This window comes from Methylorubrum rhodesianum, from assembly GCF_014199985.1.
In the GTDB taxonomy this organism is placed as follows: domain Bacteria; phylum Pseudomonadota; class Alphaproteobacteria; order Rhizobiales; family Beijerinckiaceae; genus Methylobacterium; species Methylobacterium rhodesianum.
The window spans coordinates 211,634-228,034 of record NZ_JACHOS010000006.1 but is presented as its reverse complement, the minus strand read 5'-3'; the positions used below and the strand labels follow the sequence as shown (position 1 = coordinate 228,034).

17 protein-coding genes and 2 pseudogenes are annotated in these 16,401 nt (G+C 69.2%); 1 reads left to right on the top strand and 18 read right to left on the bottom strand.

The window, feature by feature from the left end; all coding sequences use genetic code 11:
• Window positions 1–130: 130 nt before the first annotated feature.
• From HNR01_RS11150 to HNR01_RS11130, 5 genes are all read right to left on the bottom strand, one after another.
• On the bottom strand, window positions 131–853 hold the full coding sequence (locus HNR01_RS11150) for a hypothetical protein (protein WP_183667772.1): 723 nt from the start codon (window positions 851–853) through the stop codon (window positions 131–133).
• Window positions 854–1,080: 227 nt separating this feature from the next.
• Window positions 1,081–1,767 (bottom strand): hypothetical protein, encoded by a 687-nt coding sequence (locus tag HNR01_RS11145; RefSeq protein ID WP_183667771.1) that lies wholly within the window; start codon window positions 1,765–1,767, stop codon window positions 1,081–1,083.
• An 86-nt stretch (window positions 1,768–1,853) separates the two neighbouring features.
• Window positions 1,854–2,024 carry a hypothetical protein gene (locus tag HNR01_RS11140; RefSeq protein WP_183667770.1) on the bottom strand — a complete coding sequence of 57 codons (171 nt, stop codon included), beginning with the start codon at window positions 2,022–2,024 and terminating at the stop codon, window positions 1,854–1,856.
• Between the two features lie 691 nt (window positions 2,025–2,715).
• The gene (locus tag HNR01_RS11135) at window positions 2,716–3,264 is read right to left on the bottom strand and encodes a hypothetical protein (protein ID WP_183667769.1); all 549 of its coding nucleotides are present in this window, start codon (window positions 3,262–3,264) and stop codon (window positions 2,716–2,718) included.
• Between the two features lie 421 nt (window positions 3,265–3,685).
• Window positions 3,686–4,012 carry a hypothetical protein gene (locus tag HNR01_RS11130; protein WP_183667768.1) on the bottom strand — a complete coding sequence of 109 codons (327 nt, stop codon included), beginning with the start codon at window positions 4,010–4,012 and terminating at the stop codon, window positions 3,686–3,688.
• Between the two features lie 292 nt (window positions 4,013–4,304).
• Between HNR01_RS11130 and HNR01_RS11125 the strand changes: the two genes are divergently transcribed.
• Entirely contained in the window at window positions 4,305–5,273 is a 969-nt protein-coding gene (locus tag HNR01_RS11125) for a hypothetical protein (RefSeq protein ID WP_183667767.1), read from the top strand.
• Between the two features lie 105 nt (window positions 5,274–5,378).
• Here HNR01_RS11125 and HNR01_RS27570 read toward each other — a convergent pair.
• The 13 genes and pseudogenes from HNR01_RS27570 to HNR01_RS11060 form a co-directional block, all read right to left on the bottom strand.
• Window positions 5,379–5,884: pseudogene (locus HNR01_RS27570) on the bottom strand (nucleotide-binding protein); the annotation flags it as partial.
• A 397-nt stretch (window positions 5,885–6,281) separates the two neighbouring features.
• Complete coding sequence (locus HNR01_RS11115; protein WP_246417467.1) at window positions 6,282–6,749, bottom strand: hypothetical protein; 468 nt, start codon at window positions 6,747–6,749, stop codon at window positions 6,282–6,284.
• 146 nt (window positions 6,750–6,895) lie between these two features.
• On the bottom strand, window positions 6,896–7,978 hold the full coding sequence (locus tag HNR01_RS11110) for a DUF2793 domain-containing protein (RefSeq protein WP_183667765.1): 1,083 nt from the start codon (window positions 7,976–7,978) through the stop codon (window positions 6,896–6,898).
• Between the two features lie 50 nt (window positions 7,979–8,028).
• Window positions 8,029–11,949 carry a baseplate multidomain protein megatron gene (locus tag HNR01_RS11105; RefSeq protein WP_183667764.1) on the bottom strand — a complete coding sequence of 1,307 codons (3,921 nt, stop codon included), beginning with the start codon at window positions 11,947–11,949 and terminating at the stop codon, window positions 8,029–8,031.
• 26 nt (window positions 11,950–11,975) lie between these two features.
• Entirely contained in the window at window positions 11,976–12,440 is a 465-nt protein-coding gene (locus HNR01_RS11100) for an NlpC/P60 family protein (RefSeq protein ID WP_183667763.1), read from the bottom strand.
• Between the two features lie 7 nt (window positions 12,441–12,447).
• Window positions 12,448–13,342 (bottom strand): annotated as a pseudogene (locus HNR01_RS11095) (phage/gene transfer agent baseplate hub protein).
• A gap of 21 nt (window positions 13,343–13,363) precedes the next feature.
• A complete protein-coding gene (locus HNR01_RS11090) occupies window positions 13,364–14,005 on the bottom strand; it encodes a DUF2460 domain-containing protein (protein ID WP_183667762.1) in 642 nt (213 codons plus the stop codon).
• Between the two features lie 11 nt (window positions 14,006–14,016).
• Window positions 14,017–14,646 (bottom strand): phage tail tape measure protein, encoded by a 630-nt coding sequence (locus tag HNR01_RS11085; RefSeq protein WP_183667761.1) that lies wholly within the window; start codon window positions 14,644–14,646, stop codon window positions 14,017–14,019.
• On the bottom strand, window positions 14,643–14,873 hold the full coding sequence (locus tag HNR01_RS11080; protein WP_183667760.1) for a phage tail assembly chaperone: 231 nt from the start codon (window positions 14,871–14,873) through the stop codon (window positions 14,643–14,645). The genes HNR01_RS11085 and HNR01_RS11080 overlap by 4 nt, the downstream gene beginning before the upstream one ends.
• Window positions 14,870–15,196 carry a gene transfer agent family protein gene (locus tag HNR01_RS11075; RefSeq protein WP_183667759.1) on the bottom strand — a complete coding sequence of 109 codons (327 nt, stop codon included), beginning with the start codon at window positions 15,194–15,196 and terminating at the stop codon, window positions 14,870–14,872. Before HNR01_RS11075 ends, HNR01_RS11080 begins: the two co-directional genes overlap by 4 nt.
• A gap of 2 nt (window positions 15,197–15,198) precedes the next feature.
• Window positions 15,199–15,609, bottom strand: a complete 411-nt coding sequence (locus HNR01_RS11070) for a phage major tail protein, TP901-1 family (RefSeq protein WP_153873868.1) — start codon at window positions 15,607–15,609, stop codon at window positions 15,199–15,201.
• Window positions 15,610–15,638: 29 nt separating this feature from the next.
• Window positions 15,639–16,058, bottom strand: coding sequence for a DUF3168 domain-containing protein (locus HNR01_RS11065; protein WP_183667758.1), 420 nt, complete (start codon window positions 16,056–16,058; stop codon window positions 15,639–15,641).
• Window positions 16,055–16,393 carry a head-tail adaptor protein gene (locus HNR01_RS11060; RefSeq protein WP_183667757.1) on the bottom strand — a complete coding sequence of 113 codons (339 nt, stop codon included), beginning with the start codon at window positions 16,391–16,393 and terminating at the stop codon, window positions 16,055–16,057. The genes HNR01_RS11065 and HNR01_RS11060 overlap by 4 nt, the downstream gene beginning before the upstream one ends.
• Between the last annotated feature and the right edge of the window lie 8 nt (window positions 16,394–16,401).

The following is a 16,401-nucleotide window of genomic DNA, read 5'->3' as shown; positions in this document are numbered from 1 at the left end:
CCGTGCGGCGGCGGCCTATCGGTCGAGCGACGCGGCTGCTGCGGACCGAAGCAAGGCGAGCCGCGCGGTCCCGGATCGGTGGGGGACGCGACAGGAGCAGCGTCCCCTGCGAAGCTCGCATTCCGTACGCTCAGTCGAGGAAGGTCGGCCGGACGAGCGCACAGGCGTCGATCGATCGTTCGAGGTCGAGGTCGACTTCGCGGCGCATATGAAGCCGAAGGACGGCCTGCATGGCCCGGCTGCCGATCCCGGAGACTTCCCGCACTTGGCCGACGGTCAGGAGCGAAGGGGCTGCTTCCCGCAGGACGCTGCGGACCCGGTCGAGTGCCTCGACATCTTCGAGGGGGCCGGACTGGTCGAAGAGGAGCTCCGCGTTGGCAAAGCGCGGCTGGCGGCGGATCACCTCGTCGGTCCAGACTTCAAAGGTCAGGCCCTGCGCTCGGAAGCCGGCTTCAATCAGTGCCAACTCGTCGGCCATCTCGTCTGCGACGACCTTCGGCTTGACCTGGACGTAGACCGGCTTCGTCACGAAGCGGCGCCTGAGGGCGAAGTCCGGTGTATGAACCCTCCACCGCTGCGAGCGGGGATCCCACCAACCGACCTTCCGGGGCTGCGGGCGAACGCTCGTCGTGATGCCGTCGGACCGGATCAGGACCAGGAAGTCGTGCTCCAGCAGCGACTCGAATTCAACGAGGCCTTCGATCCGGGATCCACGCTGCCCGGAGGGAGCCATGAGGTTGTCGAGATCGAACCAGGGAACGACGCCGCAGAAGCTCCTACGGTTCGTGGCCTTATCGGCTTTGCGGACGCCGCGGATCCGGGTCAGACTCTTGGGTGTGAAGGCGATGTTCAACGTCGTGTCCCTTTCCTAATCGTGGTGGCGATCGGCTCCTGCCCCGCGCCGGCGGACGGCGCGGCTGCAGGGCTCGCGGGTGCTTCGGGAAGGCGCCCGTCGGAGCCCGACGGATCGGGCTCGAGGCCGGGCTTGGTCGTGGGCTCCCGTCGCCGGCTGCTCTTCCGAGGGTCGAAATTTTGCGGGAGCGCAGGCACGCGACAGGGAGTTGACGGCGGCCGGAGCGATCAGCGCGATGCATCGGACGTCTCCTGAATGTTCCGTCGGACCTGCGTTCCGACCCTGGCGAAGGCGGCCAGGAGCAAAGGATTGACCTGGTGTTCCGGAGTCGCCTCGGACGCAGGAGTTCGAGATCTGCCGCACTTGTCGAACGACCCATCGGCAGTCCGCGCAGGCTTTTCGTGCCCGGAGGCGGGAGCCCGGTCGCGGAACCGTATGATCCGCGCATCGGTCCCCTGCCGATCCGGTACGTCCGGCGTGCGGAATTCCCGTCCGCGGCGCGCAGGACCGGAGACCTGGTTCTCGCCCTGCTCGCGGTCCGTCGATGCCTCGGTCGAAAGCGTGTCCTCAGGTTTGGCCGCGAACTGCTTCAAGAGTTCGTGGTCTTCTTCCGTCATCTCGAACTCGTCGTAGAACTCCTCCATGGCCCGATGAACGTTCCGGCCGGCTGCGTTGCGGCTCTCGGCGACGAGCTCCCAGTACATGTCCTCGACGAGCTGTGCCGAGGGTGCCTCGCAGTCCTTGCGAAGGAATGCGACGAGAGCGACGATCGCTTCGATCGGCACGTCGTCGCGACCGGAGCGCCTCATGAAGTGAACGGCTTCCGCATATTGGCGATGCCAGAGATCGACGAGCCCGGGGCTCGTCGCGACGCTGCCGTCGCGGTAGGCGTGTTCGAAGGTGCGGTCGTACATGGCGGAGTCTCCTGCCGGCTGCTGCGGCTTCAAGGGGATGAGGCGTCCCCGGCACACGGCCGGGGACGAAGATCGAAGTCGTCGCGTCACTCGAGGAAGCCGTCGTCGGACCACGGCTTGCGGCGCCGGGGCATCGCAAAATCGGTCATCGGATCCCGCTCGAAGGGATGGCCCGCGTCCTGCTCAAGCAGAAAGAAGCTGGCGCAATCCCCCCCGAACCACTGAAAAATACTGGTTTTGTTGCGACGGTTTGACATCTCGATCTCCTTTTCGACAGAAAAATCTTATAGGAGCGCTCTCAGCACTTGATACAATGAGCGTGATCCGGTCGATCTCGACCACGTTGCGCAGTCGTGCAATCAAGAAGCGTCTGGTCCGAGGCTGCCGCGGCCGATCTCCGGGGCGCAGCGCCCTGCGGTCCTCCAAACGGACATCGGGCGAGTTCCTAAAACCGGTTCCAATCTCGACGAGCGACGAAATCGGTGCCGAAATGCAGGAGCTTCGATGCCTTCGAACGGAGGTCCGGCCGGGAGTTGCCAGTCTGGACCGATGATTTCCGGGGCCTCGATCCGTATCGCACTACGGTCGTCTGGCGGGCCGGAGACGACCTTCAGCCGCTACGGGGCCGGGTCGGTTGGAGCCTCGGCGCCGAGAACTTCTTCGGAGGATGTCCGGGGCGGCGGCTCGGCGCGCCACCCCATCGGCAGGGTTCGACGGCCGGCTTTACGCCTGGCGAACAAGCTTCCGAAGAAGCGTTGGTGGAAGGTCGAACCGGGTCATCACAGCCATCTCGGGGCGTTGCCTTTTTCAAGACTGGCTCCAGCTTGCAGCACTGGCAACGGATTTTCCATTTCCCTGGAAGATGGGCTGATTGTTGGTGAAGAGCGAACTGCTCTAGAACTTAAAAATGTAGCTTTCGGGGCGGTTCTTTTGCCGCCGGTCCAAAAACTATCTTTCGGATGTTGGCCGCACGAGCGGAGCACCGGACCATTGCATCGCGCCAGCAAGTACCGCGCTTGGCCGGATCGTCGTATCCAACGAAAGATGCGATCGGGCTTCGATTGCGGCTTGTCCTGCGCAGATCAGGGCAAGCACGACTTCGACCGGGTCCGTTTCGCGGCCGCGAACGCAGTCCATCAGACGGCCGAGGGGCAACCCTTCGGCATGTTCCGAGAGCTCTCGGAGGATCCGGATGCGGTCGCCAGGCGGAACGATGACGTTGCGGGTCGCCCAGATCTCCCGCGCCACGGAGCAGCGGGGCTCCTGCAGGACGAACGATCTGGTGACGACGAGGCTATCGGGTTGAGATGACGCGGAATGGACGTCTGCTTGGTCTCGGACGGCTATGAGGAGACGGCGCTTGCCGCCGAACCAGACGAAGATCATGAATGGGGCATGAAGCTGGGCTTCAGCCGGAACGGGCGCGATTCGGCTGACCGCGGGATCGAGGGTTGCCTGTACGAGCAGATCCCGATGCCAGCGTTGCGGATAGGCCACAGGCGCGGCGGTCTTGAAAGACCGGAAGCCCGGCCGCTCAGGTCGCGGCGGAGAGATACCTCCGCATGCGGACGTAGATGTTTGATGAGGGGACATCGGTAGGACTCCGCCTTCGACGACGTCGACTGGACGGGACCCGAAGGCGGCGGTTCCGTCGAGATCTAGGGGAACAGGTTGCACGACATTTCTGCGGACGCCTTGGAGGTCGTAGTCGTGGACCTCGGTTGTTTGCCGAGCACTTCTGCTGTGGCAGGGCAATGATCGAGATACTGAAGGCCAAAATGGCCTTTATCAACCAAAAATTAAGTGATGGATTTCTCTGTGAATTCAGTTAGTTGTGTTGAATGCTGAAGTTTATTGATTGAATATTAGTGAAATTATGCGCTGCGGGCGCCCCTGTGCTCGTAGATTGATCTCGAATTCAGGAAGCGGGATCGCTCGTGTCGCGAAGCCATCGGCCGATGCTGAGCAGGAGAGCCTGTCGGCGCGCGCTTCCGGCGGCGTTCTCGAGGCGGTTCAGGTTGGCTCTGACATGGCGATCGAAAGCCGCGAGATCTCCGTCGGCACCGGGTAGATCGAATGGCCGTTCGAGAAGAAGCAGCAGGTCGAGAAGACGTCGGACCTCCGCAGGCGGCCCCGATGCTGCCCAGTTGTGTACGGTCCTAAGGGCTACTTCGGTCTCCGACGCGAATTCGACTTGCGTACGACCGAGCAGCTTGAGTCTCGCCTTGAAGCTGGCTCCGTCCATGGCTGCTGCTGGAGAAAAGAGATCTGTCGATGCGGCGAGCCTACAGCATGGCATCGGCCGAGCGATCCTGCCAGTCCTTCGTTCTTCCGCAGTTCCTCCAATTGGGTAACATCATTCCTTCGATCCCAGTGGATCGAGGCGAAGGGGAGGCGCTCCCGTTCACCGTCCCTTAATGAACTCAGGTCTCGGCTCGGAAGCTCGGCCAGCTTCGTAATCTGCTGAACATGCAGGGTTTTGTGATTTTCGTTGCTATCCGCGAGCATGCTGATTCGGCCTGATGGGGGTAGGGATCATGTTCGAAGACGGCACGGCGGAACGCATCGCTATCCCGGCTGCAGATCAAGAGACGCAGCAAACGCTTCCGCCGGCGAGATCGGCATCCAACCAATGGGTCAGCGTGACCGACATGTGCCGAGCGACGGGTATGCATTGCTCGGCCGCGGTACGGCGGGCCTGGATGCAACTCTATGCGGTGTCCCAGAAGGGAGGCACTCTCGAGGTGGGTGGCCGAGCCGTACGCATGGCCTATTGCGATCACAGCATGGATGCCCGCACGCCGCATATCGCCATGCATATCGACGATGCCCGCGCCGTCTGGAGTTCCTTCCCTGCCCTGGTCGCCGTCGCTGCGGAGCAGCTGGTCCAGGAGTACGGGCGCTACAGCCGCAAGCGGCACGCGGATTGGCTGCCGATACCCGAACTGCTCGAAGCCATCGGAGCCGCCTCCTCGCCCCAAGCCTACGACGGCATGTGGCGCCATCTTCGTAGTTGCATCCTGGAGAGGCGGCCGATCAGCATTGCTGGTCAGCCAGTCCGGGCTCGGCTAATGATCCATGCCGAAGGACGTGTTCGAGTCCACGTCCATCGCGACGACGCGAGCATTCTCGACTGGCGCAGCTACCAGGGCGATGGACGCTTCCTGTCCCTTCGTCAGATCGTCCATCACTTCAATGATAGAGATGCGTGGTTGGGCGCTGTTGCTGAAAAGCTGATGGATAAGGTGCGACGGGGATACGGCAGGACAGGCGAGTTTAGTGCGAATGGAGTCCGGCTCGGCAAGGTGATGGTTCCGACTTCGAGAGGATTGGAGGCGGCAATTCCCGTCTCTTTTCTCCCCAAGCTCGAGAGGATCGTCCTGCAGGTCTGCCAGCGTCGTATCGCCTGCGACCTCGAACGCGCTCCGCCGACCGAAGCGGATCTTGGCATGCTGGTCGATTGCCGCGAACTCGAACCGGGCAACCTGACGATGATGCCCATGTGAACGTGACCGTATATTCGGGTCGCGGGCGCGCCATGTCCGCGGGGGCGATCGCGACCGGTCTGAGATCCTGCCCGGGTCTCGTCCGGCGTGAAGTCGATACGTTCGATTGGCAATGGCGCCGCCCCGGTCGATGTCGCCCACCATTATGGCCGGCACGCCTGCTGCCGTCGCGAATCCCATGTTCGCGATGTCGTCGTCGCGCAAACTGTTCTCTGCCGGACTGCCTGCGCCCTCGACGAGTACGATGTCGGCCTCCCGCTCCTAGCGGGCGAAGCTGTCAAGCACTTCGGAGAGGAAGGACTTCTCGCGTGACAGGAAATCGCTGGCGAGCAACCTGCCCGCAGCCCGCCCCTGGACGACGACTTGCGCGATCGTATCGGTTTCCGGCTTGAACGGAATCGGGTTCTTATGGACGACGGGACAGGCGCGGGCTGCAAGAGCCTGCACGGCCTGGGCGCGCCCGACCTCGCGGCCGTCCACGGTGACTGCTGCGTTGTTCGCCATGTTCTGCGGCTTGAAGGGCCTGACCGAGAGGCCACGTCGCGCGAAAGCGCGCGCCAAGCCGCGACGATCGTGGACTTTCCGACGTTGGTCCCGGTGCCCATCGCCATCAATGCTGCCGTGCCACGTCGCGTGGAGGTGTCGGCTGCTGGTTGTGGAATCCGAGCCGTCGGGCCGCGGTTCAACGGCTGGCCGTGCATTCCGACACCGGGAGCAGGGGCGCCAAGCAGGAGGACGCGACGGTACAGTGCAGTTGCGGCTATCTGACTGGCGCGAAAAGGTGATATCGTGACTATATAAATTTGAGATCTGGCATAATTGCTCCTTATGTCCACGTTTACTCTCAAATCGTTTAGAGCCGGCAGAAAGTATTTCCTGAGATAACCTAAAATATCGATCAATAGACAAGAAATAGAGTAAATTGGAAAACCGAGCCCGAAGTGGAGCGGCTTGAAATTTTGAATTGATAAATGAGGATGGAAAAATTTGGTAATTTTTCCTGCAAATTTAGGGGGGGCGACAATTATGGCCGCATTGAAGGGTAGAAAATAGGAAAATAACATTATTATTGGGTCGTGCTACACGCTGCACCGCCCGCGCGATCACCGCCGAACCGACGGAAACGGTCAGTCTGCGCCCGCGGACGGCACCGGCCACCGCGTTCAGGGCGTAATCGGTGGCGTTGCGCACCAGGCGCTCGACGAGCGCGTCGGTGATGAGAAGGCGCAAGGGGCCGCCGAAGCGGGCGAGCGCCGCCGCGAGCGCGGCGACGAGCACCGGCGTCAGCAGCGCGGTCACGCCCTGGACGAGCGCCAGCACGGCATCGCCCCAGGGCAGGACGAGCGCGGCATCGACGGCGGGAAGCGGCGTCGCGTGCGCGGGCGCGCAGCCGCCAAGGAAAAGGAGCGGCGGGAGGACGGGCGCGGCGAAAACGAAGCGGGCGATGGTTCGGGCGAGGAGAGCGGTGGGCGCCATGGCTGCGATCCTGTCTCGGAGGGCGGAAGGGAAGGGTTCAGCGGGTGGCACCGTGCCCGCGGCCTCGTGGAGCGCCGGAGCGGGACTGGTGCGAGGGCGTGCGGCGGCTGCGCCACGGGCGGTCCGGCGGCTCCGTCGTCGGCGGCCTAATCCAGGCCCTCGAACAGCAGCGAGAACAGAATGTTGCGCGTGGCCGCCGCGCCGCCGCTCGACACGATCTTGAGGCACCAGCGGTCCGATTCCTCGAAGACCACGCCGTTGACGAGGTCGGCCGCTTGGTTGGAGCCGGCCCCGGAGATCGTGCAGGTCAGGGCCGTGTCGGCGGAGAGCTTCTGGAGCGTGAAGGTCCAGCTCTGGCCCTCGCCCGGCGCGCCCGGGGCCGCGACGCGCAGGTGCCGGAACCGCCCCCGCCGGCCGGCGGCGGCGTAGACCTCGCTCGGCTGGCCGCCGACGAGGGCGTTGGCGAGGTACCGCGTCGCCCCGGCCGCGACGGCGCCCGGGCCGCTGTTGCCGGCCACCACCTGCGCGGTCAGCACCGGCAGGCCCGCGACCGTGACGCGGCCGGGAAAGGCGACCCGCCCCGTCGCGCGGTCGATCCGCAGGGCCTCGAACCAATCGCCGCCGTTCGGGGAGACCTTCACGCGAAGGTCGTCGTCGCCGGTGAGGCCGATCTCGGCGCGGGCGGAGAACCCGGTCTGCATCAGCAGGGAGAGAACGTTGCCGGCCGCCTGCTTGTTGAGGGTGTAGCGCAGATCCCCGCTGCCGCCCTCGGTGCTCGTCAGCGCGGTCCAGAGCGCCTTGTTGAGCTTGGCCGCAAAGGGGTTGTCCGCATCCGCCCCGGTGCCGATCCCGAGCCGGGAGAGGTTCTGCAGGGCGGTCAGCGTGGCCCGCAGCGGCATCCAGGCCGAGCCGGTGAAGAGGTAGAGCTCGGCCTCGTCGGCGACGAAGGCGGTCCAGCCCGCCCGCGGCGTCAGCGGCAACCATGCACCGTCCTGAAACCGGGCGATGCGCCCGGCCCACCCCGCCCAGGCGCCGCTTGGATCGCGCGCGGCGATCAGGTAGCGGTCGCCCTCGGCGGGACTCGCGGGCGGCGCGGTTCGGTCCTTGTCGAGGACGGCGAGCTGCACCAGCGCGTCGAGTTGCGCCAGCGCCTCGTTGTGGGTGACGTGTTTCTGGGCTTGCCCGCCGGCGATCAGCGGCAGGGCGAGACTCGGGGTCGTTTCGGCCATGGGCCACTCCGGCATGGATGCAGTTCAGGATCGCAGGTCGAGACCGGATGTCAGACGGTCCGCAGGCTCACCCGCGCCCGGCGGGCGGGGCCGGGACCGGCAAGCCGGCCGACCTGGGCCACCGCGACGTCGATCTCGGTGCGGGCCGCGCCGAAATCGGCGATCTCGTCGGCGCCCGCGTAGAGCGCACTCGTCGTCTCGGTGCTCAGGCTGCGCAGGGTCCGCCCGTCCTCGGCGAGGATGTCGAGGCGGTAGCCCCGGCTGTCCGCATCCAGCGGCAGGTCGGCCGGCTCCCAGGCATCGGCCTCGCGCCGGGCCCGCCGGGTCCAGCTGAAGCGGATGCCGTCGGCCTCGCGCCGCCCGCGCAGATGGACCGGGCTCATGGGACGGAAGGCGGTCAGGTCCGCCGCCGCCGCGAAGCCGACGAAGGCGGGATCGGCCGGATCGCGCTCCGCCGGGCCGACCCGGTAGAGGAAGCGGCGGCCAGCCTCGTCGAGTTGGTCGATCAGCGGCCGGACGGCGCCGTCGTCGAGGCGCACGATCAGGCTGCCCGCCCCCGCCGCCCGGTCTGCGGCCGCCTCGCTGCCGGCCAGCCCCCGCAGCAGTGCCGAGAGTCGCCACGTCCCGGTTCCGATCAGCTCGGCTCTCGCCGCGGACAGGATCTCGACCGTTCCGTCCTCGCCGATCACGGCGAACAGGTTGCCGCCCGCCAGCGCCGCGGCCTCGCCGATCGCGCTCAGGCCGTCCGCGTGCCGCAGGGCGACGTCGAGACGGGTGCTGCGGTCGAAGCGCCAGAGCGGGCCCGGCGGCAGCAGGTTCAGGGTGCGGCCGAGACAGGCCGGATGGTCGAGGATGCGGTGGAGCCCGAACGGTGCCCCCTCGCCGGCCGAACGCCAGATCGCGACCGCCCCGGGCCAGGGATCGGCGGAGACCGCGAGGTAGGACAGCGTCACCGGCTCGCCCCGCTCCACCGGCAGGACCAGCGGGACCGCGAAGACCGGCCCCGGCAGGGAGGGCGGCGTCCGGCCGGCTCGCGGAACCCATGCGCCGGGCGCGGGATCGGGCCGGGAGAGCGGCACGGCCCGCGCCTCGACCCGGCGCCCCGACGGGTCGTCGTCGATGCGAACGATCCGGTGGAGCGTCCCCCGGGTCTCGCCGGGCAGGGCCACGAGGTCGCCGGGCTCGAGGTCGATCCGGCGCGGACTCACCCCGAAGGCCGCGGTGTCGCGGGCCGCGAGCGCCGCGTCGAGGACGGCTTCCGCTAGCACCTGCGCGGCCTCGCGCCGGGTGACGACCGCGGCCTCGACGCGCACCTCCTGCCGCCGCGCCCCGGCCGGACGGGCCGCGGCCACGGTGGCGCGGCGGTAGTCCGGGCTCTCGCCGTCGGAGAAGCCGATCGCGAGCGAGCGCGGCAGCTCGCTCTCCTGCGCCCGCACCCGGCGCAAGGGGGCTGCCTCGTCCCGACCGGGGACGAGATCGCCCGGATCCAGCCGAGCGGACGCGCGCATCCGCCCGTCGCGGACCCGCAAGGTTCCGGCGGAGACCGAGACGTCGAGGCCGAACAGCCGGACGAGCGGCTCCAGCGCCTCGCGGGCGGAGAGCGGCCGGTCGAGCACGGCGCCGTCGAGGAAGCCGGCGGCCTCGATCTCCGCCGGCGCCTCGATACCGAGATCCGTGAGGATCGCCGCGATCAGCCGGTCGAGTTCGAGGCCCTCGATCCGGCCGGTGATCCAGTGGCCGATCGCCCAGTTGGGGGCGTCCGACCACACGGTGGTGAAGTCGGGAAAAGCCGGAAACGGCCGCGCGTCCCAGGCCCAGACATAGATGTGCTCGGCCGGGATCATCCGGCCGCCGTAGAGCGGCGAGACCGGATTGTGAGCCGGCTCGAAATCATTTGAGCTGGCATCGAAGCGCGAGAGGATCGCGTCGAGGCCGCGGGCCTGGATCAGGTCGTCGCGGGTGCCGCGGGAAAAGGGCGGGCGCGCGTTCTCCGACGATTTCGGATCGGGGAAGACGTTGGGTCCGTTGGTGCCGCGATCGACCGCCGGAATGCCGATCTCGGTGAGCCAGATCGGCTTGCCCTTCGGCACCCAGGCGGTCGGCCCGGTCTCGACGCCGCCCTGCCGCTCGACATGCGGGTTCGACCACCAGGCGACGAGATCCTTCGCCCGGTAGATCCACGGCTTGCCGTGAGCGCCGTCGGTGATCGGGGTACGGCGTTGCGCGAGGCGATCCTCGGGGCCGGCATAGTACCAGTCGAAGGCCTCGCCCGCTCCGAGGCGTTGCTTGAGATAGGCGCGGTCGTAGACGCTCGTAGCCTCCGCCGCGTCGCGGTGGCCCGGACCGTCGCGCCAGTCCGAGAGCGGCGGATAATAGTCGATTCCGACCGCCGCGACGGCCGGGTCGGCGAAGAGGGGGTCGAGGGGGAAGCGCACGGAGGCGCCGCCCTCGCGGACATGGGCGCCGTACTCGGTCCAATCGGCGGCGTAGACGAGGCTCACGCCGCTGCCGAGGCCTGCATGAACCTCTCCGGCGAGGCGCCGGAGCTGTTCGACGGCCGGATAGGTGCCGTGCGGGCCGCGCACCCGGGTGAGGCCGACGAACTCGCTGCCGAGGATGAAGCCGGCGAGCGGCGCTCCCGCCGCCGCCCAGCCGGCGGCGAGGCCGGCATAGTGCAGGATCATCGCCCGGTAGCCCTGCGGCCCCTCGAAGAAGGCCGCGACCTGATCGGCCGCGCTGCCGGTGCCGTCCGGGCTACCGGGCCGGTCGGGGGCGGGATCGCAGGTGATGCGCCCGCGCCAGGGATAGGCCGGCTGAGAGGAGATCTGCGTCTCACCGGGCCGGTACGGGTCCGGCAGGACGTTGCCCGCCGGCACATCCATCATCACGAAGGGGTAGAGCACCACGGCGAGACCGCGGCGGTTCAGGTCCGCCACCAGACGCCCCAGCCCGCCATCGGACGGCGTGCCGCCATAGGCGGCCGTGCCATCGGTGCGGGAGACGGCCCGCGCCACGGCGCGGTTCAACCCGGCCACGGCCCAGGGTTCGCCGGTGGTCGCCTTCGCGCCTGCATCGACCCGCGGCGTCACGGTGCAGTGCCCGGCGCGCAGGTCGTCGCCGAACCAGCTCGTCACGAGCGAGACCCGCTTGAGACGCGGGCACAGGGCCTGGAGCGCGTCAAGGGAGGCCACGACATCGCTCGCACTCTGGAACTGGAAACGGTTAGCCGGCTTCGTAGAACCAAATCCCGCGTCCTCTCTCACCGCGAGCGGGTCGAGGCCGAATTCGGTGGAGCCGGGGATCAGACAGACCGCTCGGATCCTGTTCGCCAACCCCGCAACCGGGCGGATCACCTCGAAGGAGAATTGCGGGATGCGGTTGCCGAAGGCGGCGAGCGGCAGCCGCTCGAACACGATGTAGGCCAGACCGCGATAGGCCGGTGCGTTGTCCGCGCCTTCCTTGGCGACGATGAGCGGGTCGGGTGCCTGCATCGCCGCACCGGTATGGACCCGGACATTGAGCGTCGTCAGGTCGAGCTCGCGGCCATCCGCCCAGACCCGGCGCACCAGGGCGATCTCACCCGCGCAGAGCCCGACAGCGAGATCGATGAAGTAGCTGTAGGCGGTGCGCACCGTCTTCTGCCCGCCCGATCCCCCCTTCGAGCCGGAGGCGGCGCGCTCCACCGTGGTATTGGCGACTTCGAGCGGGCGCGTCGCCCAGATCAGGGTGCCGCCGATGCGGGCACGGCCATAGACCCGCGGCACCGGTGCGCCCTCGGTGGAGGCGAGGCCGCCGAGTTCGGAAAGCCGCGGCCCCTCGATGAAGCGCGGATTGGTGCCGGCGCCGAACAGGGCACCGTCGAGCGCCGCGCCCCCGGCCGCCCCGGCGACCCGCCCGATCATCCCGCCGACGGGGCCACCGAGCGCGGTGCCGACCGCCGCGCCGGCGGTTTGCAGGACGAGCGTCGTCATGGCGCGGCCTCCGGCGCGTGCGAGGATCAGGACGGATCGGGAAAGCGGAAGGCGTGGGCGAGGTGGCGGCGCCACCAGGGCGTCAGCGCGACCTCGGTCACCGCCGCGCCGTCATGGGCATGGATCATCGCGGCCGGCCCGGTGGCGATGGCGCAATGTTTTGCCGGCAAATGTACACGAAACGAGAAGAGCAGAACGTCGCCGGCCAGGGGCCGATCGGCGGCCATTGGAACGGCGATCGGCACGAGGTGCCGACGCGCGGCGGCCAGCAGCGGGTCGGTGCCGGCAGGCGCCGACTCGGCCCAGGAGGCGGCGTAGGGCGGCGCCTCCTCCGGCTCGGGGCCGATCACCCCGCGCCAGACGCCGCGCAACAGGCCCAGACAATCGCAGCCGACGCCCTTCAGCGAGGCTTGGTGCCGGTAGGGTGTCCCGGCCCAGGTGCGGGCCTCGGCCACGATCCGCTCGGGCAGCGGCGCCACGTCATCATCCATGATGGTCTCACCGGAACAGGCTGGAGCCGTCGAGCCGGGCCCCGGTCTCAGGGCCGGGGCGCAGCACGAAATCGTTGCCGGGCATGTGCGGAAACCCCTGGAAGTTGAGCGTGTTGGCGAACTTGTCGCGGCACGCCGAGAGGCTCTTGTCGCAGCCGGCGACGAGGGTGAAGACGTCGCCGGGGGCAGACGGGCGCGGCGGGGGATCCCACAGGTCGAGGTCCACCGTGTCGCCGTCGCGGGCATGGCCCCGCAGATCGGCGGCCTGCCCGGCATTGGCGCCCGCATCCCAGGTCAGGTGCCCACCGGAGAACCAGCCCGCGGCAAAGCTCCCTGCCAGCGCGACGGTGAGCCGACCGGGTTCGGGCACGGCCCGCACCGTACCGGTCGTGCGGAAGCGCGGGTTCGCCGGATCGACGCGGCAGCGGGCGCCGCCGAGTTCCGCATCGCAGGCCGTGCGAAAAACGGCGCCCGACAGTGACGTCGAGGCGGTGCATCAGCCCGCGCAGTTCGGCGACGAAGGCGGCGCCCTCCCGGCGGATCTCGCCCAGGGTCGCCACGTCGAGGAGCAGGCGCGCCTCGGGCTCGACCCAATCGACCAGCCAGGTCTCGACCCCCGCCCCGTCATAGAGCCCCGCCGCGATGTCCGCCTCGGTGATCCCGGCCGAGGTCAGCGCCCCGGCCACCTCGCCGCCGCCGACGGCAAAGCCGAGTTCCGCGCTCGCTTCGGCGGCCTCCAGCCCGCTGCGGGCGGCGTAGGTCACATCGCCGAAGGCAAGATCGCGATCGTGATCGGTGAAGCCGAGGACGAGGCCGTCGCGGCGACGCAGGGCCCAGCAGCGGCAGAGCGTCGTCGCGCCGTCCTCCAAGCGGGCGGCGAGACGGGGCGGGATGGCGCGCATCGGCTTCCCCTTCGGGCCCCCTCAGGGCACGATCTCGATCAGCGGGATTCGCGGCACCTCGCCGGCGGTGAAGGCGGCGAGATCGACGGTGAGTTCGTCGGTGTCGAAGCGGACCGGCACGTCGAACTCGTAGCCGGCGGTGACGGCGGCGCCCGGCGGCGGCACCGCGTCGGCGGCGAAGCTGACCTGCCCCGTCGCCGGATCGCAGGCGACGCTCAGGGCCGCCACCGCAAGCCCGTTCACCGCCACGCGAACGCTGCCCGCCACCGGCTTGGCGATGGCTCGGCGATAGGCGTCCGGTCCGCTTCCGTAGGCCTTGACGAGGGCGAAGACGCGGGTCGTGCCGTCACCGGTGCCGATCCGCTGATCGGTCGGCGCGACCGGGCGCGAGGGTGGGCCGGAGCGGTGATCGACGCGGTCGCGGTAGCGGAAGCCGTAGAGCCGGCCGCGCCGCTCCTCGAAGAAGCCCAGCACGGCGTGCAGCGCGTCGAGGGTGCGGATGCCGAGCCCGGCATCGTAGCGGCGGCGCGAATCCGCCCAGCGGCTGTTGCGGTGCTCCCTCCCGGAGGCCAGCGTGACGATCTCGGTGCGCCGCACCGGGCCGCCGCTGCCGCGCAGCGCTACATCGAGGGGAAAGCGCACCTCATGGAAGTCGGATGCCATGGCGCTACCCCTCACAGGGCGCGTCGGCCGCGGGCGACCGCGCGGGCGAGGCGGGCGGCGACCTGGGCTTCGGAGCGGCGGAAGCCCTCGATATCCGGGGTCTCGATGTTGACGGTGACCGCGACCGGCCGCTCCGTCCCGCCGGCGGCGACGCCGAGGCGGCCATCGCTGCCGCGCCTGAGCGGCAGGATCGCCTCCGGCCCGGCCTCTCCCATCAGGCCGGTGCCGCCGCCGGGACCGGCGAGGGGAAAATAGGTCGGCGCGGCCACGACGCCGCCGGCCGCGAAGGGCCGCACGCGCCCTTCCCCGAAGGCGTCGCCGAGGCGGAACGGCACGATCCGCCCGTCCGAGACGAGGCCGCCCCTCGCGAGCGCCGTGGCACCGCCGGTCTCGGAGGCTGCGCTCAGCAGGCTGTTGACGAGGCCCGCCACGCCCGCCTTCACGGGAGCGAGGGCCGCTTTGACGGCGACGTTGGAGAGCTTGCCAGCCAGCGAGGCCAGCACGCCGTCGAGCTGGCGCCCGGCATTGAGGTTGCGGTCGAAGGCCGAGGACAGGCTCTGGCCGAAGCGCTGGGCCAGACGGTCCAGGGTTTCGAGCTGCTTGGTCCGCTCGGCCGTGCTGCGGTCGCTGTCGATCGTCATGGACCCTCCGGATCGGGATAGGCGGCGAGCAGCCGGTCGAGATCGGTCCGGCTCGGCGCATCGGGCACCGGCCGGGTCAGGCCGGCCGCGGCGGCGAGTTCGCGGGGCGTGGCGGCCCAGAGGTCGCGCGGGCGCCAGCGCAGGGTCGCGAGACCCAGCGTCAGCACCGCGTCCCACGGGAAGCCGGGGACGGGCGTCTCCGGCGCGGCGCTCCCCGCAGGTCTCAAGGGTCCGCGGGCGGGGCCTCGCCGAAGGCCGCGACCAGCGCCTCGCCGAGCGCCGCGGTGACGGCGGCGAGGCCGCCCGCGAGCGGCAGGCGGGCGACCGCCTCGTCGTCGAGGGCGTGACCGCCGCCGCGAAGCGCGGCGCCGAGAAGCGCGATCACGTCCCGGGCGGCGAGCCGCCCTCCGGCGAAGCGCTCGACGAGGCCGGCGAGGTCGTCCGCCTTGAGTGCATCCTCCAGTTCGGCCAGGGCCCCGAGGGTAAGGCAGAGCGTGTAGCGCTCCTGTCCCAGGGTGAGCGGCACCTCGCCGCGTCGTCGGTTGGCCATGATCACACCCCCGCGAAGCTCAAGGCCCCGGCGGAGTCGAGGGCGATGTCGAACGTCACCTCGCCCGCATGCTCGCCGCGGTATTCGAGGCTGGTGATCTGAAACAGCCCCTCGATCGTGCCGAAATCCGGCACCACGATCTGAAACAGGCCGATCACGCCGTCGAAGAACATCTGGCGCAGGCGGGCATCGGAGGCCTCGTCGCGGAACACGCCCGATCCGGCGACCGCGGCACGGCGCACGCCCGCGCCGGACAGTAGCTCGCGCCAGCGTCCGGCGGAATCGGCGTTGGTGACGTCCACCGTCTCGGCGTTGAAGGCGAGTTGCCGGGCACGCAGGCCCGCCACCGCGACGAAGCCGCCGGCCCCGTTGCTCACCCGGACCAAAAGATCCCTGCCCTTCTGTGCGCTCATGCCTGCGGCTCCGGCTTTGTCAGGAATTGTCAGGCAGCGCTCTCGGTCACCGCCTCGAAGGAGAGGGTCGCGCGCGCCTCGCCGGTGCGCTCGTCGCGCAGGCTGGCGAGGCCTCGGAGGCGCAGGAGGACGAGGGCGTGGCCACTCAAGGAAAGGTCGGCCTCATCGAGGCCGGCGGCGATGAGCTCCGCCACCTCCAGGGCAGAGCGGACCGAGCCCGGCTTGGCGAGGACGATCAGCGCGAAGGCGTGGCGGTGGCGCCGGGCGCCGTCGACGGAATCGTCGCGGGTCTCGCTGGGTCCGAACAGCGCGTAGACCGGGGCGGCACCGCGCGGCGGCTCGTCGTAGAGCCGCAGCCGGCCCCCCATCAGCGCGGCGAGCCGCGCATCCCCGCCGAGACGGGCGAGAAGGCCGGCGCGCAGGGCGAGAAGCGGGCTCGATCGCGTCACGGGGCAGCCTCCTCGATCACCTCCTCCACCTCGCAGACGAGGTCGCGGCGGCGGCCGTCGGGGTCGTCGGCGGCGCGGATCGCGAAGCGCCGCGTGCCGTCGGCAAGGCGCATGGCCGGGTTGACGCCGGGGCGATAGCGCAGGCTGGCGCGGTAGAGGCTAGGGCGGTCATGACGCCCCCCGCGGGGTGCGGCGGTGCCGAGTGCCTCCAGCGAGCCCCACAGCACGGGCCCGGCGACGTAGCGGCGCAACCGGCCGCCGAACCCGTCGGGCTCGTCCACCGGCATTTCGAGCACGAGGCGCCGCCGTCGCGCGCCGAGCGGCCTGCGAGTCATCGTCGGTC

Coding starts and splice junctions, on each gene's coding strand:
- HNR01_RS11070 (WP_153873868.1), bottom strand. CDS start 15,609: ATGAGCGCACAGAAGGGCAGGGATCTTTTGGTCCGGGTGAGCAACGGG.
- HNR01_RS11075 (WP_183667759.1), bottom strand. CDS start 15,196: ATGGCCAACCGACGACGCGGCGAGGTGCCGCTCACCCTGGGACAGGAG.
- HNR01_RS11115 (WP_246417467.1), bottom strand. CDS start 6,749: ATGGCGCCCACCGCTCTCCTCGCCCGAACCATCGCCCGCTTCGTTTTC.
- HNR01_RS11110 (WP_183667765.1), bottom strand. CDS start 7,978: ATGGCCGAAACGACCCCGAGTCTCGCCCTGCCGCTGATCGCCGGCGGG.
- HNR01_RS11145 (WP_183667771.1), bottom strand. CDS start 1,767: ATGTACGACCGCACCTTCGAACACGCCTACCGCGACGGCAGCGTCGCG.
- HNR01_RS11130 (WP_183667768.1), bottom strand. CDS start 4,012: ATGGACGGAGCCAGCTTCAAGGCGAGACTCAAGCTGCTCGGTCGTACG.
- HNR01_RS11140 (WP_183667770.1), bottom strand. CDS start 2,024: ATGTCAAACCGTCGCAACAAAACCAGTATTTTTCAGTGGTTCGGGGGG.
- HNR01_RS11090 (WP_183667762.1), bottom strand. CDS start 14,005: ATGGCATCCGACTTCCATGAGGTGCGCTTTCCCCTCGATGTAGCGCTG.
- HNR01_RS11105 (WP_183667764.1), bottom strand. CDS start 11,949: ATGACGACGCTCGTCCTGCAAACCGCCGGCGCGGCGGTCGGCACCGCG.
- HNR01_RS11060 (WP_183667757.1), bottom strand. CDS start 16,393: ATGACTCGCAGGCCGCTCGGCGCGCGACGGCGGCGCCTCGTGCTCGAA.
- HNR01_RS11085 (WP_183667761.1), bottom strand. CDS start 14,646: ATGACGATCGACAGCGACCGCAGCACGGCCGAGCGGACCAAGCAGCTC.
- HNR01_RS11100 (WP_183667763.1), bottom strand. CDS start 12,440: ATGGATGATGACGTGGCGCCGCTGCCCGAGCGGATCGTGGCCGAGGCC.
- HNR01_RS11125 (WP_183667767.1), top strand. CDS start 4,305: ATGTTCGAAGACGGCACGGCGGAACGCATCGCTATCCCGGCTGCAGAT.